The following is a 21,732-nucleotide window of genomic DNA, read 5'->3' as shown; positions in this document are numbered from 1 at the left end:
CGACGTTATAAAAATTTGCTAGCGCATTAACGGGATAAGTATTGAAGACCCAGGGGAACTCAGAGACGGAGAAGGTCATCTGCCGCAAGGGGCGCTACCCTTCTACGCCACCTTTGCGAGAGAGGTCAGGCAAAGACCGCCAGGTGTTCCAGCAAAATGGTGCAGCCGATGCCGATCAGCACTACGCCCCCCATCACTTCGGCCCACTTACCCATCGCGGCACCCAGAAAACGGCCCAGCAGCATCCCTGTCGTGGCCATAATGGTGGTGGCGAGACCTATCAGTAAGGCGGTGGTGACAATGTTCACCTCCAGAAAAGCCAGCCCCACGCCGACAGCCATAGCATCCAGGCTGGTGGCGATAGCGGTGGTGACCAGTAACCAAAAGCCGTGCCGTCTGGGCGCATTTACCGGTTCCTGCCCGTCTTTTTTCATCCCCTCAACTACCATACGCACGCCGAGCAGCATCAGCAGAGCAAAGGCAATCCAGTGATCCCAGCGCAGAACATACTGGCTGGCGGCCAGGCCAATCCCCCAGCCAATCACCGGAGTGATGGCTTCGACCACGCCAAAGATGATGCCAGTGCGCAGCGCTTCTCTCAGCGGCGGGCGATAAAGTGCCGCCCCTTTACCGATGGATGCCGCGAAGGCATCCATAGACATCCCAAATGCCAGAATGAGGAGTGCGTAGAAACTCATGTGCGTACCTTTCAATACCCGTCAGTGTCGAAACGGGTCAAATGCATCAAATATCAGAGAGTGTCATGCTGCCATGTAAATATTATAAATGCAAAAAAATCTTATAAATCAATAATATATAGTATTGGCTATGTTTTATTGCACTGGCTATGTTTGGTTTTATCGTTGCAGAATGAAGGCGTTGCGTTGGGCTGATGTGACGTAAGCTCGTGGTGTCGTGCCGCTTCATTTATGTGGATGTATTCGGGATGTGAATGTTCCTTTCTTGCCTCCCGGCAAAAAACATTGAACAATGCATGCAAGGTGATGGCGTTCCACCTTACCCAACCGCTTCCCAGCGAAGCTGATGACGCCTGGTATGACTCTTTTAATGGAGGCATGTCGGGCGCTTATCTTTTTCCCTCCTGCATGCCTCGGACACTTTTATTTTGTTGAGGAAAACATGCTGAAATCTCTCATTGCCGTCATTTTCGGTGGTTCGGCTGGCTGCGTGATCCGCTGGCTGCTCTCAGTGCGCCTGAATGCGATCTTTCCGAATCTGCCGCCCGGCACGTTGCTGGTGAACCTGACTGGCGGGTTTATTATTGGCGGGGCGCTGGCGTTCTTTACGCGACAGCCACATCTGGATCCGACCTGGCGATTATTGATTACCACCGGGCTGTGCGGGGGAATGACCACGTTTTCAACATTTTCGCTGGAAATTTTTTCTCAGCTACAGATGGGCAATTATCTGTGGGCCATCACGTCGGTGATGGTGCATGTGTTTGGCTCATTGCTGATGACCGCACTGGGGTTCTTTGTCATCAACATGCTGTAAAAAAGCCCGCAGGTTTACGCCTGCGGGCCTTGTATGAATCACTATGGATTAACGCACCATGCAAGGACGTTTGTTGTCGAACGTCCAGCCGGGGATAAGGTACTGCATCCCCATTGCATCGTCGCGCGCGCCCAGACCGTGTTTCTGATACAGCTCGTGCGCCTTCATCACCTGATCCATATCCAGCTCCACGCCAAGACCCGGCGTTGTCGGCACCTGCACCATCCCGCCTTTAATCTCAAACGGCTCCCGGGTCAGACGCTGGTTGCCTTCCTGCCAGATCCAGTGGGTGTCGATGGCGGTGATTTTACCCGGCGCCGCGGCCGCCACGTGGGTGAACATCGCCAGCGAGATGTCGAAGTGGTTGTTGGAGTGGGAGCCCCAGGTCAGGCCGAACTCGTGGCACATCTGCGCCACACGCACGGAGCCCTGCATGGTCCAGAAGTGCGGGTCCGCCAGCGGGATATCCACCGACTGCAGGGAGAGCGTGTGCCCCATCTGACGCCAGTCGGTGGCAATCATGTTGGTGGCGGTCGGCAGGCCGGTGGCGCGGCGGAACTCCGCCATCACTTCACGCCCGGAGAAGCCCTGCTCCGCACCGCACGGGTCTTCCGCATAGGCCAGCGAGCCTTTCAGGTACTTACCGATTTTGATGGCTTCGTTCAGGGACCATGCGCCGTTCGGGTCGAGGGTGACGCGGGCCTGCGGGAAGCGCTTCGCCAGGGCGACAATGGATTCCGCTTCTTCTTCGCCGGCCAGTACGCCGCCTTTCAGTTTGAAGTCATTGAAGCCGTATTTTTCATACGCGGCTTCCGCCAGACGCACCACGGCATCCGGGGTCATCGCCTCGTCATGACGCAGGCGGTACCAGTCGCATTTGTCATCCGGCTGGCTCTGGTAGGGCAGCGGCGTCGCCTTACGGTTGCCGACGAAGAACAGGTAGCCGAGCATTTCCACTTCGCTGCGCTGCTGGCCGTCACCGAGCAGGGAGGCGACGTTGACGCCCAGGTGTTTGCCCAGCAGGTCGAGCATTGCGGCTTCAATGGCGGTGACCACGTGGATGGTGGTGCGCAGGTCAAAAGTCTGCAGGCCGCGGCCCGCAGCGTCGCGGTCAGCAAAGGCGCAGCGCACCTCATTGAGGACATTTTTGTAGGCGCCGAGGGTTTTGCCGACAATCAGCGGCGTCGCGTCTTCCAGAGTCTGGCGGATTTTTTCGCCGCCGGGGACTTCGCCGACGCCGGTGTTGCCGGCGTTGTCGGTGATAATAACGATGTTACGGGTGAAGAACGGCGCATGCGCACCGCTCAGGTTCATCAGCATGCTGTCATGCCCGGCGACCGGGATCACTTTGACGGATGTTACGACTGGAGTTGAAGACTGGCCTGACATAATTCCTCCTGCGGATAGATGGTAACCGAATACCGACGTCATAAACGGTCATCTGCCATGGATATAAAACGTGGCGCTGAATTGCGTGTTGCCAGGATTCTATGACTTTCATTCCAACAAAAATAGACTGACTGAGTGCTTTGTTAATTCAATAATTGAATCAATAAAAATGAAGTAATTCTTTAATTATTAAAAGGTTATATTATTTTCAAACTGTGTAGTGTCATTAAAATGTGATCATGTGCAGATAGGGAAAGAAATGAAAATGAACGTGGTTGAGGGGATAAAATTTGCCGTAAAACATCGGCAAATTAACCAAATTATAGGTATTTTTATGCGCTTTTTCGCTGTGCTTTTGCCTGTTTTTATACCCTGGAATAAAGGTATTTTTCTGTCTTTTGCCCAGTTTAGCGCGACGGTATTCACGAAATACAACGCCAAAGTAATATTTGCGTTAAAACAGGCGCTGGTGAGCCCCTCAGATCATTCACAAATGGTCATAGATGCTTTGGGTTATCTTCTTGATGAAAATCTGAAAGCAGAACTTTCCCGCCGTGTACATGGCCGAAATAGCAGGGCTTATAAAAGCTGCCATTTTGGAAAACAAATGCGAAAGGAGTCACGAAATTTTCGTTTTGGGAGGCTGGTTGCCCGAACGGAACGGGCGGTAAAGGAGGGAAAACGCACATCAGCGCTCGCGAATTGTTGCTCTGCAAAACTCCCGGCATCTTTTTGAACCGAAAACGTTTCTTCACGGGCGTTAAATGCCTCGGCACTAGCAGGATGGGTGAAAAATCGTCTGCGTAGCGAAATTGTGCTTGAGTAATAGCTTAGCGTTTACGCTCAGTCTGTTTCGCCTGTGAATAAACACCATCAGGATATATCACCTGGTGGTGTTTATTTTTATGCCGTTATTAAAAGCAAGATCAACTGATGTATTTTAGTATCAGTAATAGCAAACAAAATCCCAGCACACCCCAGGACATATGACGACCAGAACGATATACAGGATTCGCGCTGGTGGTTTTACTTTGACTATTCTCGATACCCATTAGAATTTACTTTCAGATTAGCGTTAATAAATCGTAACCACCGCAAGGGCTTGCGGTGAGCCAAAAGAACGGATAGGAATATAAATCCGCTGTGGATACCGGGTGGGTTAATCAACAAAACGTCTTTCTCTGAATGTTCGACGGACTAAATACAAATTGTTGACTAAACCTAAACTGGATAATAACCGTTGAAATCGAAAAATCCATGAGAAAAAAGATTTTCTTTAAATTTATTTATATAAACAGATGCTATCTATCATTAATAAAGAGGTGGGTAGGTTTGTATAAATAAATTGATGGCTGAATAAGAGAGACAATGAAATAATAGTTGAATTGGTGGTGGTATTCATTCAAAAAAAGAGGGTAAATTTTCGTTTACCCTCGTGATAAGTGCTTATACTCCGGCGAGCTATGAGTTTTCGCTGGATTTATGCGCCTGCGTCGGGTTTAGCGGCGGTTTTTTTCTTTCCAGATACATCACGTGCTCGCTGTTGTTCATCATCTCCAGCAGGTTGCCGTGTCTGTCCGGATCGTACTCCACGATGCCGTAAGAATAGTGTAGCCGGAAATTTTTCATTGATTTTTCATTAAGATCATCAATTTTTGACTGCAAGCTGAACAGGAAGGTGTCCACATCCCGATCATCGTCATGGCCCAGCAGGATGACAAATTTGCCTCCTTCCAGACGTGCGGCAACGTCATTCTTTTTCAGGCAGCGCAGAAGCACCGAGGCAAATTTTTTGAGCGTATTGTCGCCTTCGTTATGACCGAAAAATTCATTAATAGCGGTGATGTTTTCAACATCTAAGTAAATAAGGCTAAACGATCGTTTATTATCAGTTAACCATGAGAAGCGTTTATCACCCAGTTTGTAAAAACCACGCTTATTGGGCAATTCGGTCAATGTGTCCGTCATCGCCATGCTGATGATATGGAACTCGTCCTCGACAATGGCACCCAGATCGAGCAACGCGTTGATATTTTCCGGCGTAAAGTCGCGCGGTTTGTCATCAATAATACATATTGTTCCGGCGATCGAGCCATCTGGCAGGCGGACCGGGCAGCCTGCGTAAAAACGTATATGCGGCTCACCAATAACAAATGGGTTATCGTGAAAACGCTCATCCACGCTGGTATCTTTCACAATAAAAATCCCCTGTGCCAGGATCGCATGTGCACAGAAGGATATATTGCGAGATGTCTCACGGACTTTCACTTCGCCGCTGCAGGAAACCAGCCATTGCCGATCGCGATCTAACAAGCTGATTATGCCTATTGGAACGTCAAACGCCGTTTTTGCCAGACGAGTCAGGCGATCTAAGCGCTCGTCATCCTTTTTATCGAGCAGGTCCATCATATAAAGAGATTTAAGACGCTCGGTTTCGTTTTCTGGTATTTCAGGAAATTTCATAGTGAGGCCTCATTAGCTATAGATTTACTATATCAGAGGTTTCTTATTTAGGTAGCGCCTCAAGACTCACCTTTACGTTGTATGAGAAATATTCTCCTCGTGTAGCATGGCACAGATTACGCTGTTGCCTCTGGCGGCGCCGTCCTACAATGTGTTCACTTATCACCCAGGAGGTATTCCATGTCTCAACCCACGCTTACTTATCGTCTTGGCGACCGCGAAGTTGGTCGTCTTGGCTATGGCGCAATGCAACTGGCCGGTCCCGGCGTGTTCGGGCCGCCGGCTGACGAAGCGAAGGCGATTCAGGTGCTTCGTGACGCCGTGTCGGCTGGTGTTAATCATATCGACACCAGCGATTTCTATGGTCCGCATATCACTAACCAGATCATCAAAAAAGCGCTGCACCCGTATCCGGCCGATCTGTGCATCGTGACTAAAGTTGGGGCGCGTCGGGATGACAAAGCCAACTGGCTGCCTGCGTTTAGCGCCGAAGAACTGACGCGCGCGGTAGAAGATAACCTGCGTAATCTTGGCCTCGACGCTATAGAAGTGGTCAACTTGCGCAGTATGCATGGTGTGCACGGGCCTGCGGAAGGTTCGCTGGAAGCTGAACTGGAAACACTGATTACCCTTAAAGAGCGCGGACTGATCCGGCATATCGGGCTGAGTAATGTGACGGCGAAGCAGGTTGCTGATGCGCAGGCGATGACGCCGATTGTCTGCGTTCAGAATATGTATAACGTGGCAAACCGTGAAGATGATGCGCTGATTGATGTGCTGAACGCACAGGGCATTGCCTATGTGCCGTTCTTCCCGCTGGGTGGCTTTACGCCGCTGCAATCCGGGGAACTGAACGCGGTGGCGCAACGTTTAAATGCCACACCAATGCAGGTTGCGCTGGCATGGCTGCTGCAACGTTCGCCCAATATCCTGCTGATTCCGGGCACCTCGTCGCCTGCGCATCTGCAGGAAAACCTGGCCAGCGCGCAACTGACACTGCCAAATGATGTGCTGGATATCCTCAACGGTATCGATAAGCGCTAAGTCGTATTGCCCCTCACCCTGAGCCTCTCCCTCAAAGGAGAGGCGTTGTAGCCCCGGTCAGCGCAGCGCCAACGGAGAAGGTCAATGCCGTTACGCCAGCGCCTGCTGCCAGTCGGCAATCAAATCATCCGCCCCTTCGATGCCCACTGATAACCGAATCAACTGCGGCGTAATGCCATTCGCCAGCCGCTGCTCCAGCGGAATAGAGGCGTGCGTCATGCTGTAGGGCTGGCTCACCAGACTCTCCACACCGCCCAGACTCTCGGCGAGCGTAAACAGTTTTAGCTTACTGATAATCGCAGTGGCGTACTGGTCATCGCCTTTCACTACCACCGAAATCATCCCGCCGGGCAGCGCCATCTGCTTACGCGCCAGCGCATGATGCGGATGCGAGGACAACCACGGGAACCACACTTTTTCCACCTGCGGCTGCTGCTCCAGCCACTGGGCGAGGGCCAGCGCGTTACTGCTGTGGCGCTCAATACGTAGCGCCAGCGTGCGGATCCCGCGTAGCGTCAGGAAACTGCTGAACGGGTCAAGCACGCCGCCAACGGCATTTTGCAAATAGCCCAGTTTTTCTGCCAGCGCCGGGTTATCACCCACCACCGCCAGCCCGGCCACCACGTCAGAGTGCCCGTTCAGGTATTTGGTGGCGGAGTGCACCACAATATCGAAACCCAGTTCAATCGGGCGATGAATCACCGGCGAGGCAAAGGTGTTATCCGCCACGCTCAGGATCTTATGCCGTTGCGCGATGGTCGCAATCGCTTCCAGATCTGCCAGCTTAAGCAGTGGGTTTGTCGGTGTTTCAACCCAGATCATTCGCGTGTCCGGGCGGATGGCGGCCTCCAGCCCTGCCAGATCGTCGGGCTTCACCCAGCTCACCCGCAGGCCGGTGCTGCGCTTACGCACATTTTCGATAAGCCGGTAAGTGCCGCCGTATACATCATCAACCGCGACAATATGGCTATCCTTATCCAGCAATTCCAGCACCGTGGAAATCGCCGCCAGCCCGGAGGCAAAGGCATAACCACGCGTGCCGCCTTCGAGTTCGGCAATCGCGGTTTCCAGCGCGTGACGAGTCGGGTTACCGCTACGGGAATATTCATAACCGGTATGCTGACCGGGCGCAGGCTGTGCAAAGGTGGACGTGGCATAAATCGGCGGCATCACCGCGCCGTGCTGGTCGGTAAAGGTGCCACTGTGCACGCTCAACGTATTCAACGTTTTCATCTGTACTCCTTTATTGTTCCAGGCGGTTACGCCAGGTGGTCAGAACATCGCTGCGGGTAATCAGGCCAAGAAAGCGGTCATTGTCGGCAATCACAGCCACCAGGCCCCGGTCAAAAATGGCTTTCAGTGCGCTTTCCGGCGCGTGCTTGTCGAGGGTTTCCACGTTGCGGGTCATCGCCTCTTTCACCGGTGATGAAAAACGCGCGCTATCACCCTGTACGTGGCTTATCAGATCCCACTCATCGACAATGCCGACGACCCGGCCATTTTCCAGCACGGGAAGCTGCGAGAAATCATACAGGCGCATGCGCGCCAGCACGGCGGCCAGGGTGTCATCCGGCGCGGCGGTGACGGTGGCCCCTTCGTCGTGGCGCAGGGCAATGAAATCGGTCAGGTCGCCGCGTGTCGGGCGGCTTAACAAGCCTTGCTGGCGCATCCAGTCATCGTTAAACATTTTGGAGAGGTATTTATTGCCGCTGTCGCAGGCGAGCGTTACCACTCGTTTGGCGGTCGTCTGCGCCTGGCAATAACGCAGCGCGGCACTGAGCAGCGTACCGGTTGAAGAACCGGCCAGCACGCCTTCGGTTTGTAGCAGAGCACGCGCGGCGGCAAACGCTTCAGCATCGGTAACCCGGTAGGCCTTATGCACGCCGTCGATATGCGCCAGCGGTGGGATAAAATCCTCACCGATGCCTTCGACCAGCCAGGAGCCGGGCTCACCGTATTGCCCGGTTTCAACCTGATCGGCAAGAATGGAACCTGCCGGGTCGGCGAGGATAAATTCGGTTTTCGGCGAGTGTTCGGCAAACCATGCCTGCAACCCCCCCAGCGTGCCGCCGGAACCGACGCCAACGACAATCGCGTCGATATCACCATCAAGCTGGGCGTAAATTTCCGGCGCGGTGGTACTAAAGTGCGCCAGCGGATTGGCTTCGTTATTAAACTGGTCAATATAAAACGCACCCGGCGTCTCTTGCGCCAGGCGGCGGGCATAATCCTGATAATAGGCCGGGTGCCCTTTGTTGACATCAGAGCGCGTTAAAACCACTTTCGCCCCCAACGCCCGCAGGTGGAAGATCTTCTCCCGGCTCATTTTGTCCGGCACCACCAGAATCAATGAATAGCCTTTTTGCGCGGCAATCAGCGCCAGACCAAGGCCAGTATTGCCCGCCGTCGCCTCTATGATCGTTCCGCCTGGCTGTAAATGGCCCAGCCGTTCGGCTTCGTTAATCATCGACAGCGCAACGCGGTCTTTGATAGAACCACCAGGGTTCTGGTTTTCCAGCTTCAGAAACAGGCTGCAGGGGCCAGTCTCCAGTTTATGCAACTGGAGGAGCGGAGTCTGGCCGATAAGTTCACTAATCGAATGCAATACTGACATGCTTAATCACCCACAGATAAACGTGACGAGCGGATGATAGGTCTGTCAATTTGCCTGTTTAAAGAACGTTTATCCGGCGATTAGAACAAAAAGAAATATGAAGTGCTATTTAGACATCAGGAGGGAAAGGCGGTTAGCCGTCCGGATGTGTCGATTGCCAGAATTTGGCATTTTTGCTGTGTTTTTAGCCACTTTGCCGGCAACCTTTCTGCGTATTATGCGTTTAGCAGATAACCATTGCTGAATTTAGTCATTAGACAGAATAGCGAGAATCGCCGCCTCTTAGCGCCGAAAGTTATATCTAATGTCTATTTAGTTATTTGAATTATATTCATGACTGATTATTATCGTTTGGACTTCCATACTGCTAAACCGCCAAACGGAAAAGTAATGCAATGATCGTTCTCAGGAATATTTCTAAGATTTTCGACCAGGGAAAGGCGTCGATTACCGCCGTAGACAGCGTCAATCTGTCGGTTGAGCAGGGGCAAATTTACGGGATTATCGGCTACAGCGGCGCCGGAAAAAGTACGCTGATTCGTCTGCTGAACGGTCTGGAAAAACCGACCTCCGGCAGCGTGGTGATAAACGGTCAGGACATCTCTGCGGCAAAGGGCGAGCAATTGCGCCAGGCCCGGCTGAAAATCAGCATGGTCTTCCAGCACTTCAACCTGTTGTGGTCACGCACGGTGGCAGAAAACATCGCCTTTTCCATGCAGATTGCCGGTGCGCCAAAAGCGAAAATCAATGCCCGCGTGGCGGAGTTGATTGAGCTGGTGGGGCTGAAAGGCCGTGAAAATGCTTATCCGTCGCAATTGAGCGGTGGGCAAAAGCAGCGCGTGGGGATTGCCCGTGCGCTGGCAAACAACCCGGATGTGCTGCTGTGTGATGAGGCGACATCGGCGCTGGATCCGCAAACCACCGATCAGATCCTCGATCTGTTGCTGGACATTAACCGTCGTTTCCAACTGACGATTGTGCTCATCACCCATGAAATGCATGTGGTGCGCAAAATCTGTGACCGCGTGGCGGTGATGGAAAACGGCAGTGTGGTGGAAGAGGGGGATGTGATCAGCGTCTTTACGCATCCTCAGCAGCCGATCACCCGCCAGTTTGTGCGCCAGATTAGTCAGTATGAAGAAGCAGAGTTTAACCCTGAGCTGAACGCGGGTCTCGACGGTACCGTCATCAAGCTGACTTTTACCGGGCATAACACGCATCAGCCTGTCGTCGGTGAACTGACGCTGCGCTACGGCCTGCCGTTCAACATTTTGCATGGAAAAATGACCCAAACCGCTCATGGCGTGTTTGGTCAACTGTGGGTGCACGTCGTCGCCACAGAGGAACAGATAAACAATATCCTCGCGGATTTACGCCATAGCGATATTGAAGGCGAGGTGATTAAACATGCTTGAGACACTATTTCCACACCTGAAACTGGCCCAACTGTGGGCGGCCACGCAGGAGACGCTCTACATGACGGCACTCTCTGGCGCGGCGACTTTTGTGCTGGGGATCATTCTTGGACTGGCGCTGTTTTTGACTGCCCGCGGCGGGTTATTTCAAAACCGCGTGCTCTATAGCCTGATTTCGATTGTGGTGAACGTGTTTCGCTCGATCCCGTTCATCATTCTGATTGTTCTGCTGATTCCGTTTACCAAAACGCTTGTCGGCACCATCCTCGGGGCGAACGCCGCGCTGCCTGCGCTGATTGTCGGAGCCGCGCCGTTTTATGCCCGCCTGGTGGAGATTGCCCTGCGTGAGGTGGACAAAGGGGTTATCGAGGCGACCCGTTCGATGGGGGCACGCCTTAGCACACTGATTTTTCGGGTTTTACTACCTGAATCATCGCCTGCACTGGTTTCCGGAATCACGGTGACGCTGATTGCTCTGGTGAGTTACAGCGCTATGGCCGGGGTTATCGGTGCGGGTGGCTTAGGAAATCTGGCTTATCTGGAAGGATTCCAGCGCAACCATGGCGACGTCACGCTGGTAGCGACAGTGACCATTTTGATTATTGTCTTCATCATCCAGTTCTGCGGCGACGCACTGACTTCTCTGTTAGATAAACGCTAATAAAATTAGGGAAACACATCATGAAAAAAACACTGACACTGATTGCCGCCATGACTTTGGGTGCAATGAGCTTCTCCTCCTGGGCCGACAAACTGACCGTGGGCGCTTCTAACGTGCCGCACGCTGAAATTCTGGAGCAGGCGAAACCGATTCTCGCAAAACAAGGTATCGATCTGGAGATCAAACCGTTCCAGGATTACATTCTGCCGAACACCGCGCTGGCTGGCCGTGAAATCGACGCCAACTACTTCCAGCACATTCCGTACCTGAACAGCGTACTGAAAGATCACGCGGGCGATAAAACCTATGATTTCGTCAGCGCGGGCGCAATCCACATTGAGCCGATTGGTATCTACTCCAAAAAATACAAGTCGCTGAAAGACCTGCCGCAGGGTGGCAAAATCATCATGCGTGATGCGGTATCCGAAGAAGGCCGTATCCTCTCTATCTTTGAAAAAGAGGGCGTGATCAAGCTGAAACCGGGCGTGGATAAAGTCTCTGCGCGTATCAGCGATATCGTTGAAAACCCGAAAAAACTGCAGTTCCAGCCGAACGTAGAAGCGGCGCTGCTGCCGCAGATGTATAACAACGACGAAGGTGACGCTGTGGTGATCAACGCCAACTACGCCATCGACGCAGGTCTGGACCCGGTACACGATCCGATTGCGGTTGAAAGCGGCGAAAACAACCCGTACGCCAATATCATTACCGTACACCGTGGCGATGAGAAGAAAAAAGACATCGTAGCGCTGGTAAACGTGCTGCACTCTAAAGAGATTCAGGACTGGATCCGCACCAAATACAAAGGTGCGGTAATCCCGGTAAACAACTGATTACTGCTGTTTCTGTGCGACGGGCAAGCCCGTCGCACCTCCTTTCCCGAACCTGTTCTTGCCCGCCTGTGTGATGAATCTCACCGATTTTAAACAATTGCGATAATACTTGATAACAACGTACTACTATTGCCTGGGTCAATTTGCGCTGAGGTAGAAATGAAAGATGTCGTTATCGTGGCTGCGGTTCGCACGCCTATCGGCTGTTTTCAGGGGGCGCTATCGCACCATTCTGCCGTTGAGCTGGGAAGTTATGTCGTTCAGGCGCTTCTCGATCGCAGCGGGATTCACCCCCAGACCGTTGATGAAGTCATTTTAGGCCAGGTGCTTACCGCAGGCGCCGGGCAAAACCCTGCCCGCCAGTCGGCGATTAAAGGCGGGCTGCCCATGACGGTTTCGGCTATCACTATTAATGATGTGTGCGGGTCAGGGCTGAAAGCGCTGCATCTGGCGTCGCAGGCGATTCAGTGCGGCGAAGCCGATGTGGTTATTGCGGGCGGCCAGGAGAATATGAGCCGTGCCCCCCATGTGCTGACTGACAGCCGTACCGGGGCGCGACTGGGTAATAGCCAACTTATCGACAGCCTGGTTCATGACGGATTATGGGATGCCTTCAACGATTACCATATGGGCGTGACCGCAGAAAACCTGGCGCGGGAGTACGGCATCAGCCGTGCCCGCCAGGATGACTGGGCGCTCCGTTCGCAGCAAAAAGCGCGCGCCGCTATTGATTCCGGACGTTTTCGCGATGAAATCGTGCCGGTGAAAGCGCTATCCTCCGACGGGCGACCATTACTGGTTGATACCGATGAGCAACCGCGCACCGACGCCAGCGCAGAAGGGCTTGCGAAACTCTCCCCGGCATTTGAACTGACGGGGTCGGTCACCGCGGGTAACGCCTCGTCCATTAATGACGGCGCCGCCGCTGTGATGATGATGAGTGAAGCCAAAGCGCAGGAGCTGAATTTACCGGTGATGGCCCGTATTCGTGCTTTTGCCAGCGTAGGCGTCGATCCTGCCCTGATGGGCATCGCACCGGTTTATGCCACCCGTCGCTGCCTTGAGCGCGTGGGCTGGCACCTGGATGACGTCGATCTGATTGAGGCCAATGAAGCCTATGCCGCCCAGGCGCTGTCTGTCGGTAAAGTGCTGGAGTGGGATGAAAAGCGGGTGAATGTGAACGGCGGTGCCATTGCGCTTGGCCATCCTATCGGTGCATCCGGCTGCCGTATTCTGGTCTCGCTGGTGCATGAAATGAAAAAACGTAATGCCCGTAAAGGGCTGGCGACCTTATGTATCGGTGGCGGGCAGGGTGTGGCGCTGGCGATAGAGCGTGACTGAGTCCTTCTTGCAGATAACGTCCATTCCCCCCTAAAAAAAAGCCCTCCGTTAAGGAGGGCAAGGCCAGTTACAGAAACACTAACTCAAACGTCCCCGGGCAACGCGCCACGCTACCCTGTTGTTTCTTTGTCGATACTTCCCTGGTGTATACGCATTCATTTTTGTGCCGCTATACACGCCATCAACATTTCAAAAATTCAGTGTTAATTTATCAAAACATCGTTTTACTTTTTGTGACGACCTGCGCAGTTTAAAAGAAAACGTAGCGCTTCGCATCCTGAAAAACGCGATAACGTTGCGATATCAACAAGGATCTTAGATTTCGCGCAGTAAAAATGCCTGCAGACTGTTAAAACTTCAAGATGTTATTAACTATTTGTTTGTTATCATTAAATTCTGTTCTCATGCCCAATGAACCGTCCCTCCTCCTCGTGTAAATGCCAGACGTTCGTGATCGCAGCTACAATTTTAGAAATATATTACGAAAAAAATGAAACGTTGTTTTATATAACATTGAAAACGTGTTTTAGCCGGGATAAGATGTGCCCATACTGCAAAACGGAACGTTTTTTATTCGCTCCGTTACGTGCGATTCGAATGAAACATTGACTGCGGAGGTAAATGTGGACGTAAGACAAAGCATCCACAGTGCGCATGCGAAAACGCTGGATACCCAGGGACTGCGCAATGAATTTTTGGTTGAAGAGGTATTCGTGGATGACGAATACACCATGGTCTATAGCCACATCGACCGTATTATCGTCGGTGGCATTAAGCCGGTCGCCAAAACTGTCTCTGTTGGCGGCGAAGTGGGCAAGCAACTGGGCGTAAGCTACTTCCTGGAACGCCGTGAATTGGGCGTTATCAATATCGGCGGCCCGGGCACCATTACCGTTGATGGTCACTGCTATGAAATCGGCCATCGCGACGCGTTATATGTCGGCAAAGGGGCGAAAGAAGTGGTGTTCGCCAGCGTCGATACCGCGACACCCGCGAAGTTCTACTACAACTGCGCACCGGCACATACTACTTACCCGACCAAAAAAGTGACGCCTGCGGATGTTTCTCCGGTCACGCTGGGTGACAACCTCACCAGCAACCGTCGCACCATCAATAAATACTTCGTGCCGGATGTGCTGGAAACCTGCCAGTTGAGCATGGGGCTGACCGAACTCGCGCCGGGTAACCTGTGGAATACCATGCCGTGTCATACCCATGAGCGCCGCATGGAAGTCTACTTCTACTTCAATATGGATGAGGACGCATGCGTGTTCCACATGATGGGGCAGCCGCAGGAGACCCGCCATATTGTGATGCATAACGAACAAGCGGTGATTTCGCCGAGCTGGTCTATTCACTCAGGTGTGGGGACGAAGGCGTATACCTTTATCTGGGGTATGGTCGGTGAAAACCAGGTCTTTGATGATATGGATCACGTCGCGGTTAAAGATCTGCGCTAAGCACCACAGGCATAACAAAAATATGCCTGCGGGTGCAGGCGTTGAAAGATTAAGGAACCAACATGATTCTGGATGCATTCTCTCTTCAAGGTAAAGTGGCTGTCGTTTCCGGGTGTGATACAGGTCTGGGCCAGGGCATGGCGCTGGGTCTGGCGGAAGCGGGTTGCGATATCGTGGGTATCAACATTGTTGAACCGACCGAAACCATCGAGCGCGTTACGGCGCTGGGCCGTCGTTTCCTGAGCCTGACGGCTGACCTGCGTAAAATCGACGGTATCCCGGCACTGCTGGACCGTGCGGTGGCCGAGTTCGGCAAAATCGACATTCTTGTCAATAACGCTGGCCTGATCCGTCGCGAAGACGCGATCAATTTCAGCGAGCAGGACTGGGATGACGTGATGAACCTGAACATCAAAAGCGTCTTCTTTATGTCCCAGGCGGCGGCGAAACACTTCATCGCTCAGGGCAATGGCGGCAAGATCATTAATATCGCCTCCATGCTCTCGTTCCAGGGCGGTATCCGCGTGCCGTCTTATACCGCTTCTAAAAGCGGCGTGATGGGCGTGACCCGTCTGCTGGCGAACGAATGGGCGAAACACAACATCAACGTCAACGCCATCGCGCCGGGCTATATGGCGACCAATAACACCCAGCAATTGCGTGCTGACGAAGAGCGTAGCGCGGCTATTCTTGACCGTATTCCGGCGGGGCGCTGGGGTTTACCGAGTGACCTGATGGGGCCGATTGTTTTCCTCTCCTCCAGTGCATCTGATTACATTAACGGCTATACCATCGCGGTCGACGGCGGTTGGCTGGCGCGTTAATTCGCCTGATTTACCAAAAACCTGCTTTCGGGCAGGTTTTTTTATGCCTGTAGGGTGGTTGAAACTCCCCCCTGAGTTTGCTTGACTGAGTGCTTACTCAGAGGGAGAGGCACAATGAAAACGATTGGACTGTTGGGTGGTATGAGCTGGGAATCTACCATTCCGTATTACCGCCTGATTAATGAAGGGGTGAAGGCGCAATTGGGTGGTCTGCACTCTGCCAGCCTGCTGCTGCACAGCGTAGATTTTCATGAGATTGAAGAGTGCCAGCGCAGCGGCGAATGGGAAAAGGCCGGGGATATCCTGGCCGATGCGGCCGTCGGGCTACAAAACGCCGGTGCGCAGGGTATCGTGTTGTGTACGAATACCATGCATAAAATCGCCGGGCAGATTGAAGCACGCTGTGATGTGCCTTTCTTACATATTGCCGATGCCACCGGGCGGGCGATAGTGGCGCAGAAGCAATCCAAAGTGGCGCTGCTTGGCACGCGCTACACCATGGAGCAGGATTTTTATCGTGGTCGTCTGAGTGACGCGTTTGGTATTGAAACGCTGATTCCGGGTGAGTCAGACCGCGTGCGGGTCAATCAGGTTATTTTTGACGAACTTTGCCTCGGTACGTTTAGCGATGTTTCGCGTGCCTATTATGTCAGTCTGATTGCGCAACTGGCGGAGCAGGGGGCGCAGGGGGTGATTTTCGGTTGCACTGAAATTGGCCTGCTGGTTTCACAAGATCAGTCGCCGATCCCGGTATTTGATACGGCTGCCCTGCATGCCGCCGATGCCGTAACGTTTATGCTCTCTTAAACGGCGTTCAGCACTGCGTTCAGTGGACCGGTAATCAACGGCATCGCCTCTTGCAAATGGCGACTGAATGCCTCGACCAGCGCCGAAGAGGGGCGATGCAACGGGCGAATCAGGCTCACCGTGAAGGGAACATCAATACTAAAACGGCGCACTACCACCCCGCTGGCGGCGTAATCGAGCGCGGTCAGCGGGTTGACCACCGAAATTCCCACCCCGGCGCGAACCATCGCGCAGACTGACGCCGCGCTGTGCGTTTCCAGCACCATACGGCGTTTCACCTGATGTTCATTGAACAAAGCATCGAGCAATTGCCGGTAGCTGTCGGTGCGCGACAGGCTAATGTAATTCTCGCCATGAAAATCTCCTGGCGTAAGCTGTGCTTTATGCGCCAGTCGGTGGTTTTCCGGCAGGACACACACTTCGTTAAAAATCAGCAGTGGCGTGCGCTCCGTCCCCGCAGGCGTGCTGATTGTTTCCGTAAGTCCCAGGTCATGACGCTGGGCGGAGAGCCACTCTTCCAGCAGCGGCGACTCTTGCGGCACGATATTGAGGCTAACGTCCGGGTAGCGGACCAGAAAAGGCTGCAACAGTAGCGGTAAAAATGACTGGGAAAAGACCGGCAGGCAGGCAATCGACAGCTCACCCTGACGGAATTCGCGCAGGCTTTCGGCGGCGCTGACAATGCGATCCAGCCCGTACCAGGAGCGCTGTACTTCCTCAAAAAGACGTAACCCTTGCACCGTAGGATGCAGACGCCCGCGTGCGCGTTCAAATAACTTCAACCCCAGCACTTTTTCAAAGCGCGCCAGCTCCCGGCTGACGGTAGGTTGCGAGGTATGCAGCAACTGAGCGGCTTCCGTCAGATTCCCGGTGGTCATCACGGCATGAAAAATTTCAATGTGGCGTAAGTTTACGGCGGGCATGGCGGCATCCTGGTAAGAGAATCCATATCATTTTTGCATAGACTCACGATAAAACGATATTTTTTATTCCTCCTGGCCTGTGGCGTAATCATAAAAAAACGTTTTCGGAGTCTGCTATGCCACGCCCACTGACACAAACCACAACCGACCTTAATGCCGCTAATCTTCTTCGGTTGCCTGCTGAATTTGGCTGCCCGGTCTGGGTTTATGACGCGCAAATTATTCGCGACCAGATTGCCCGCCTGACGCAGTTTGATGTGATCCGTTTCGCGCAAAAAGCCTGCTCGAACATTCATATCCTGCGCCTGATGCGTGAGCAGGGTGTGAAGGTGGATTCCGTGTCGTTAGGGGAAATTGAGCGTGCGCTGGCCGCAGGTTACGACCCGAAAACACATCCGGAGGATATTGTTTTCACGGCGGACGTGATTGATGACGCGACGCTGGCCCGCGTGAGCGATTTGCGCATTCCGGTTAATGCCGGGTCAGTGGATATGCTGGAACAACTGGGGCAGGTTTCGCCCGGTCACCCGGTCTGGCTGCGCATTAACCCCGGCTTCGGTCATGGCCATAGCCAGAAAACCAATACCGGTGGCGAAAACAGCAAGCACGGCATCTGGTATAGCGACCTGCCTGCCGCGCTGGAAGTGATGCAGCGATTTAACCTCAAACTGATCGGCATTCATATGCATATTGGTTCCGGGGTGGATTACGGCCACCTTGAGCAGGTGTGCGGCGCGATGGTGCGCCAGGTGGTGGAATTTGGCCAGGATCTGCAGGCTATTTCGGCAGGCGGCGGTCTCTCCATTCCTTATCATGAAGGGGAGGAGGGGGTGGATACGGACCACTATTACAGCCTGTGGAATGCCGCACGTGAACAGGTGGCGAAACATCTGGGTCATCCGGTAAAACTGGAGATCGAACCGGGACGCTTCCTGGTGGCGGAATCCGGGGTGCTGGTGGCACAGGTGCGCAGCGTGAAAGAGATGGGCAGCCGCCACTTTGTACTGATTGACGCTGGTTTTAACGATCTGATGCGCCCGTCCATGTACGGCAGCTATCACCACATTACCGCACTGGCGGCGGACGGGCGTGATTTAACCACCGTGCCGCGTATCGATACCGTGGTGGCCGGGCCGCTGTGCGAGTCTGGCGATGTGTTTACCCAGCAGGAGGGCGGTAAAGTGGAAACCCGCGCACTGCCTGCCGTGACGCCAGGGGATTACCTTGTGCTGCATGATACCGGGGCTTATGGTGCCTCGATGTCGTCGAACTACAATAGTCGTCCGCTGCTGCCGGAGGTGCTGTTTGATAAGGGCGTTGCACGGCTGATTCGTCGCCGTCAGACCATTGAAGAACTGCTGGCACTGGAGCAGGTATAAGTCCTGCCTCGCCCCGAGGGGCGAGGGTATCAACGGTTTTCAACAACGTAACCCGAATAAGGCGCATCCGGGAATAACCCCGGTGGCGCGGACGCTTACCGGGGCTACGGCTGGTGCGTTGGGTAGATACTGTGAACGTCTTCAACCTTGTTAGTCACGGCTGACTCGTTTTCCCGCATGACAACCACTGCGACATCTTTGTGCCACCCTGGCACGTTCACGGGTTCTGTCGCGACAGAAAACAAGGAACATAAGGTGAACGGAATGACCATCAGAGCCGCATTTTCCCCCTCACCCTGACCCTCTCCCCAAAGAGGAGAGGGGACCGATCGTGCTCGCATTTTTGTGGGGATTCCTCAGCCCCGGGGGAGAGGGAGAAAACCGGTCGTAGCCCGGATCAGGCGCCGCCGCATCCGGGGAAAAATGGTCCGGGGGCGACTGAATCACGCAGCACCAGGATGCCGGTAAACGGCGGGATCGCTTCGATCGATTCTTTGTTCGCCAGCCGAATAGCCTGATCGATGGCGGTGGTGATCATGGTTTCAATCGGCAGATAGACCGTCGACAGACCCGGCTCCAGCCAACGGGCACTGGGGGCATCATCGAAGCCAAACAGTGAAATATCCTGCGGAATACGTAACCCCGCCTGATGCAGCGCCTTAGACGCACCCAGCGCCATATCGTCATTACAGGCAAACAGCGCGCTGACTTTAATGCCCTCTTGTAAGATCTCCTGGCACAGTTCATAGCCGCGCGACATGGTTGAATCGCCGTATTTCACTTTGTCCGGATCCCAGCGAATACCGTGTTTTTCCAGCGCCTTGCGATATCCCATCAGGCGGGCTTTGCCTGTTGGCGTATGGATAGGGGCGGTGATACAGGCAATATCGTGATGACCCTGGTTTACCAGATAATCCACCGCCTGAAACGCCGCATCCTGCTGTTCAAAAAAAACGCATTTATCGTGGGCCTGAAACACTTCGCGGTTAATGACGATAAGCGGCATCGGGGTGGTATCGATCAGGCGGATGATCGCTTTCTCGCTCATAAAGCGGGTGTAAAGAATAATGGCGTCGCAGCGTCTGTCGGCCAGCATCTGCACCGCTAACTCTTCGCGTTCCGGGGCATCGTGCCCGTCGGTCACAATGAGCTGTTTGCCATAGGCTTCCGCCTGGCGCGATGCCTGCTGTAACAGGCGGCCAAAATAGAAACCGTTAAAACTGGAAACCACCAGGCCAATGTTATTACTGGTGCGGGTTGCCAGCGACTGGGCAAGAAAATTAGGCCGATAGCCCAGCTCTTCCATCGCCTGAAAAACCCGTTTACGGGTGCTCTCTTTTACCTGACCTGTGTCGTTTAACACGCGCGATACCGTAGCCTTGGAGACACCCGCGCGCAGTGAGACATCCAGCATTGTCGCCATGACCTGATCCTGTATCACATGAAGGCCGCTATTTTATCACATTCATCAAAGCGCAGCGGGGCAAGGGAGAGACAATAACCGGGCCGATCACGCTTTTGATGCAACGGGAAGAAAACCCTGGTTTATTTATGGTGGTATGCCAAATTTGCTAAATATGGCAAATCTGGAATACCAAATGCCACGTTGCGACCTTAATCACAGAACTATTTTCCAGTGATAGCTATTTTTGGTATGCCAAAAGGTATTGAGCTGTATACCTGACACGATAAAAAGCCCTTTTACTGAGGTACCTCTAATGGCTCTACAGGAAAAGTTAATCGATTCTCTGGGTAGCTTCGCGACCAAATTCAACAGCTATCGCTACATCATGGCGATCAAGGCTTCGTTTATTACCCTGATGCCGGTCATCATCGTCGGCGCCTTCTCCGTGCTTATCTCCAATATGGTGCTGGATCCGAAAAACGGCCTCGCCAGCTTTGACGCGCTATCGTTCCTGGCCGCGCTCAAGCCAATTACCAGCGCTATCAACTACGCCACGCTCAACTTTTTGAATATCGGCGCGGTATTCCTGATTGGTATTGAGCTTGGGCGTATTAACGGCATCAAAACCCTGTTTCCCGGTTTGCTGGCGGTCATCTGCTTTATTTGCGTGACGCCAACCACGGTGGAAATGCTGGTCGATGGCCAAATGCACGTGGTGAAAGATGTGCTGCTGCGCCAGTTCTCGGATACCCGTAGCCTGTTCCTCGGCATGTTTATCGCGATTCTCTCCGTTGAGATTTACTGCTGGCTGGAAAACCGTGAAGGGCTGAAAATCAAAATGCCGGATACAGTGCCGCCTAACGTCTCGGCCTCGTTCTCTGCATTGATCCCTGCCATTATCACCACCACGGTTATCGCGACTTTTGGTTTTGTCTTCCATCAGATCACCGGCATGTACCTCTATGATGCCGTTTATCAGGTGGTGCAACAGCCGTTAGAGCGCGTGGTGCAAAGCCTGCCGGGTATCCTGCTGTTGATGTTTGTCGCTCAGTTGTTTTGGGTTATCGGCATTCATGGCAACCAGATGATCAAGCCGATCCGCGAACCCCTGCTGCTTGGTGCGATCACGGTCAATATGAGCGCATTTGAGCAGGGTAAAGAGGTGCCGAATATCATCACCATGCCGTTCTGGGATGTGTATATGAGTATCGGCGGCTCCGGTCTGACCATTGGCCTGCTGATCGCGGTGATGATTGCCACCAAGCGCAAAGAGATGAAAGAGATCGCCAAGCTCTCCATCGGCCCTGGCATCTTCAATATCAATGAACCGGTGATATTCGGCATGCCGATCATGCTCAATCCGATCCTCGCGATCCCCTTTATCATCACCCCGCTGGTGACCGGCTCAATCGGTTACTTTGCTACGGTTACCGGCTTTGCGGGCAAGGCCGTGGTGATGGTGCCATGGACCACGCCGCCGCTGATTAACGCCTGGCTTTCCACCGCCGGTTCGATGGGGGCGGTAGTGACACAACTGGTGTGTATCCTGGCCTCGATCCTTATTTACCTGCCTTTTGTGAAGATTGCATCCCGCCGTGCGGAGCAGGCGCAACTGCAGGCTGAATCCACTGACATGGCGAAAAATGCCTAAAGGAGCCT

General features: G+C 53.4%; 19 protein-coding genes and 1 riboswitch. Of the genes, 12 read left to right on the top strand and 7 right to left on the bottom strand.

What is annotated here, in order from left to right:
* Window positions 1-125: 125 nt before the first annotated feature.
* Window positions 126-698 (bottom strand): manganese efflux pump MntP, encoded by a 573-nt coding sequence (gene mntP / locus IP582_RS20680; RefSeq protein ID WP_193794312.1) that lies wholly within the window; start codon window positions 696-698, stop codon window positions 126-128.
* 293 nt (window positions 699-991) lie between these two features.
* A riboswitch (Fluoride riboswitch) is annotated at window positions 992-1,061 on the top strand.
* Window positions 1,062-1,140: 79 nt separating this feature from the next.
* Here mntP and crcB point away from each other — a divergent pair.
* Complete coding sequence (gene crcB / locus IP582_RS20675; RefSeq protein WP_193794311.1) at window positions 1,141-1,515, top strand: fluoride efflux transporter CrcB; 375 nt, start codon at window positions 1,141-1,143, stop codon at window positions 1,513-1,515.
* A 48-nt stretch (window positions 1,516-1,563) separates the two neighbouring features.
* On the opposite strand, the gene gudD is transcribed toward crcB, so the two are convergent.
* Complete coding sequence (gene gudD, locus IP582_RS20670) at window positions 1,564-2,904, bottom strand: glucarate dehydratase (protein ID WP_193794310.1); 1,341 nt, start codon at window positions 2,902-2,904, stop codon at window positions 1,564-1,566.
* A gap of 259 nt (window positions 2,905-3,163) precedes the next feature.
* Here gudD and IP582_RS20665 point away from each other — a divergent pair, with 259 nt between their 5' ends.
* Window positions 3,164-3,640, top strand: coding sequence for a hypothetical protein (locus IP582_RS20665; RefSeq protein WP_193794309.1), 477 nt, complete (start codon window positions 3,164-3,166; stop codon window positions 3,638-3,640).
* 725 nt (window positions 3,641-4,365) lie between these two features.
* Here IP582_RS20665 and IP582_RS20660 read toward each other — a convergent pair.
* On the bottom strand, window positions 4,366-5,367 hold the full coding sequence (locus tag IP582_RS20660) for a sensor domain-containing diguanylate cyclase (protein ID WP_193794308.1): 1,002 nt from the start codon (window positions 5,365-5,367) through the stop codon (window positions 4,366-4,368).
* 180 nt (window positions 5,368-5,547) lie between these two features.
* Between IP582_RS20660 and IP582_RS20655 the strand changes: the two genes are divergently transcribed.
* Window positions 5,548-6,411 carry an aldo/keto reductase family oxidoreductase gene (locus IP582_RS20655; RefSeq protein ID WP_193794307.1) on the top strand — a complete coding sequence of 288 codons (864 nt, stop codon included), beginning with the start codon at window positions 5,548-5,550 and terminating at the stop codon, window positions 6,409-6,411.
* A gap of 90 nt (window positions 6,412-6,501) precedes the next feature.
* Here the strand turns inward: IP582_RS20655 and IP582_RS20650 are convergent, their stop codons facing one another.
* Together IP582_RS20650 and IP582_RS20645 are read right to left on the bottom strand one after the other, a co-directional pair.
* Window positions 6,502-7,644: a PLP-dependent aspartate aminotransferase family protein gene (locus IP582_RS20650; RefSeq protein WP_193794306.1), complete on the bottom strand. Its 1,143-nt coding sequence runs from the start codon at window positions 7,642-7,644 to the stop codon at window positions 6,502-6,504.
* Window positions 7,645-7,654: 10 nt separating this feature from the next.
* Window positions 7,655-9,025 carry a pyridoxal-phosphate dependent enzyme gene (locus IP582_RS20645; RefSeq protein WP_039077134.1) on the bottom strand — a complete coding sequence of 457 codons (1,371 nt, stop codon included), beginning with the start codon at window positions 9,023-9,025 and terminating at the stop codon, window positions 7,655-7,657.
* Between the two features lie 395 nt (window positions 9,026-9,420).
* Between IP582_RS20645 and IP582_RS20640 the strand changes: the two genes are divergently transcribed.
* The 7 genes from IP582_RS20640 (at window position 9,421) to IP582_RS20610 (ending at window position 16,366) form a co-directional block, all read left to right on the top strand.
* Window positions 9,421-10,440 carry a methionine ABC transporter ATP-binding protein gene (locus IP582_RS20640; RefSeq protein WP_193794305.1) on the top strand — a complete coding sequence of 340 codons (1,020 nt, stop codon included), beginning with the start codon at window positions 9,421-9,423 and terminating at the stop codon, window positions 10,438-10,440.
* The gene (locus tag IP582_RS20635; protein ID WP_193794304.1) at window positions 10,433-11,101 is read left to right on the top strand and encodes a methionine ABC transporter permease; all 669 of its coding nucleotides are present in this window, start codon (window positions 10,433-10,435) and stop codon (window positions 11,099-11,101) included. Before IP582_RS20640 ends, IP582_RS20635 begins: the two co-directional genes overlap by 8 nt.
* Before the next feature lie 20 nt (window positions 11,102-11,121).
* Window positions 11,122-11,934, top strand: a complete 813-nt coding sequence (locus IP582_RS20630) for a MetQ/NlpA family ABC transporter substrate-binding protein (protein ID WP_039077131.1) — start codon at window positions 11,122-11,124, stop codon at window positions 11,932-11,934.
* A 159-nt stretch (window positions 11,935-12,093) separates the two neighbouring features.
* Window positions 12,094-13,275, top strand: a complete 1,182-nt coding sequence (locus IP582_RS20625; protein WP_193794303.1) for an acetyl-CoA C-acetyltransferase — start codon at window positions 12,094-12,096, stop codon at window positions 13,273-13,275.
* Window positions 13,276-13,898: 623 nt separating this feature from the next.
* Window positions 13,899-14,735 (top strand): 5-dehydro-4-deoxy-D-glucuronate isomerase, encoded by an 837-nt coding sequence (gene kduI / locus IP582_RS20620; RefSeq protein ID WP_193794302.1) that lies wholly within the window; start codon window positions 13,899-13,901, stop codon window positions 14,733-14,735.
* Window positions 14,736-14,797: 62 nt separating this feature from the next.
* Window positions 14,798-15,559 carry a 2-dehydro-3-deoxy-D-gluconate 5-dehydrogenase KduD gene (gene kduD, locus IP582_RS20615; RefSeq protein WP_039077128.1) on the top strand — a complete coding sequence of 254 codons (762 nt, stop codon included), beginning with the start codon at window positions 14,798-14,800 and terminating at the stop codon, window positions 15,557-15,559.
* Window positions 15,560-15,673: 114 nt separating this feature from the next.
* Window positions 15,674-16,366 (top strand): aspartate/glutamate racemase, encoded by a 693-nt coding sequence (locus tag IP582_RS20610; protein ID WP_039077155.1) that lies wholly within the window; start codon window positions 15,674-15,676, stop codon window positions 16,364-16,366.
* Here IP582_RS20610 and IP582_RS20605 read toward each other — a convergent pair.
* Entirely contained in the window at window positions 16,363-17,289 is a 927-nt protein-coding gene (locus IP582_RS20605; RefSeq protein ID WP_193794301.1) for a LysR family transcriptional regulator, read from the bottom strand. The genes IP582_RS20610 and IP582_RS20605 overlap by 4 nt on opposite strands.
* A 116-nt stretch (window positions 17,290-17,405) precedes the next feature.
* Between IP582_RS20605 and lysA the strand changes: the two genes are divergently transcribed.
* Window positions 17,406-18,668 carry a diaminopimelate decarboxylase gene (gene lysA, locus IP582_RS20600; RefSeq protein WP_193794300.1) on the top strand — a complete coding sequence of 421 codons (1,263 nt, stop codon included), beginning with the start codon at window positions 17,406-17,408 and terminating at the stop codon, window positions 18,666-18,668.
* Between the two features lie 397 nt (window positions 18,669-19,065).
* Here the strand turns inward: lysA and IP582_RS20595 are convergent, their stop codons facing one another.
* On the bottom strand, window positions 19,066-20,091 hold the full coding sequence (locus IP582_RS20595; RefSeq protein ID WP_193794299.1) for a LacI family DNA-binding transcriptional regulator: 1,026 nt from the start codon (window positions 20,089-20,091) through the stop codon (window positions 19,066-19,068).
* Window positions 20,092-20,386: 295 nt separating this feature from the next.
* Here IP582_RS20595 and IP582_RS20590 point away from each other — a divergent pair, with 295 nt between their 5' ends.
* Window positions 20,387-21,724 (top strand): PTS sugar transporter subunit IIC, encoded by a 1,338-nt coding sequence (locus tag IP582_RS20590; protein ID WP_039077121.1) that lies wholly within the window; start codon window positions 20,387-20,389, stop codon window positions 21,722-21,724.
* Window positions 21,725-21,732 lie beyond the last annotated feature (8 nt).

It is taken from the genome of Citrobacter sp. BDA59-3, assembly GCF_015167655.1.
In the GTDB taxonomy this organism is placed as follows: domain Bacteria; phylum Pseudomonadota; class Gammaproteobacteria; order Enterobacterales; family Enterobacteriaceae; genus Phytobacter; species Phytobacter diazotrophicus.
The sequence above is the reverse complement of the archived record's forward strand: the minus strand, read 5'-3'. Positions and strand labels throughout refer to the sequence as shown.

Coding starts and splice junctions, on each gene's coding strand:
- gudD (WP_193794310.1), bottom strand. CDS start 2,904: ATGTCAGGCCAGTCTTCAACTCCAGTCGTAACATCCGTCAAAGTGATC.
- IP582_RS20665 (WP_193794309.1), top strand. CDS start 3,164: ATGAAAATGAACGTGGTTGAGGGGATAAAATTTGCCGTAAAACATCGG.
- IP582_RS20635 (WP_193794304.1), top strand. CDS start 10,433: ATGCTTGAGACACTATTTCCACACCTGAAACTGGCCCAACTGTGGGCG.
- IP582_RS20645 (WP_039077134.1), bottom strand. CDS start 9,025: ATGTCAGTATTGCATTCGATTAGTGAACTTATCGGCCAGACTCCGCTC.
- IP582_RS20595 (WP_193794299.1), bottom strand. CDS start 20,091: ATGGCGACAATGCTGGATGTCTCACTGCGCGCGGGTGTCTCCAAGGCT.
- kduD (WP_039077128.1), top strand. CDS start 14,798: ATGATTCTGGATGCATTCTCTCTTCAAGGTAAAGTGGCTGTCGTTTCC.
- IP582_RS20605 (WP_193794301.1), bottom strand. CDS start 17,289: ATGCCCGCCGTAAACTTACGCCACATTGAAATTTTTCATGCCGTGATG.
- lysA (WP_193794300.1), top strand. CDS start 17,406: ATGCCACGCCCACTGACACAAACCACAACCGACCTTAATGCCGCTAAT.
- IP582_RS20655 (WP_193794307.1), top strand. CDS start 5,548: ATGTCTCAACCCACGCTTACTTATCGTCTTGGCGACCGCGAAGTTGGT.
- IP582_RS20610 (WP_039077155.1), top strand. CDS start 15,674: ATGAAAACGATTGGACTGTTGGGTGGTATGAGCTGGGAATCTACCATT.
- IP582_RS20660 (WP_193794308.1), bottom strand. CDS start 5,367: ATGAAATTTCCTGAAATACCAGAAAACGAAACCGAGCGTCTTAAATCT.
- IP582_RS20625 (WP_193794303.1), top strand. CDS start 12,094: ATGAAAGATGTCGTTATCGTGGCTGCGGTTCGCACGCCTATCGGCTGT.
- crcB (WP_193794311.1), top strand. CDS start 1,141: ATGCTGAAATCTCTCATTGCCGTCATTTTCGGTGGTTCGGCTGGCTGC.
- IP582_RS20590 (WP_039077121.1), top strand. CDS start 20,387: ATGGCTCTACAGGAAAAGTTAATCGATTCTCTGGGTAGCTTCGCGACC.
- IP582_RS20650 (WP_193794306.1), bottom strand. CDS start 7,644: ATGAAAACGTTGAATACGTTGAGCGTGCACAGTGGCACCTTTACCGAC.
- IP582_RS20640 (WP_193794305.1), top strand. CDS start 9,421: ATGATCGTTCTCAGGAATATTTCTAAGATTTTCGACCAGGGAAAGGCG.
- mntP (WP_193794312.1), bottom strand. CDS start 698: ATGAGTTTCTACGCACTCCTCATTCTGGCATTTGGGATGTCTATGGAT.
- IP582_RS20630 (WP_039077131.1), top strand. CDS start 11,122: ATGAAAAAAACACTGACACTGATTGCCGCCATGACTTTGGGTGCAATG.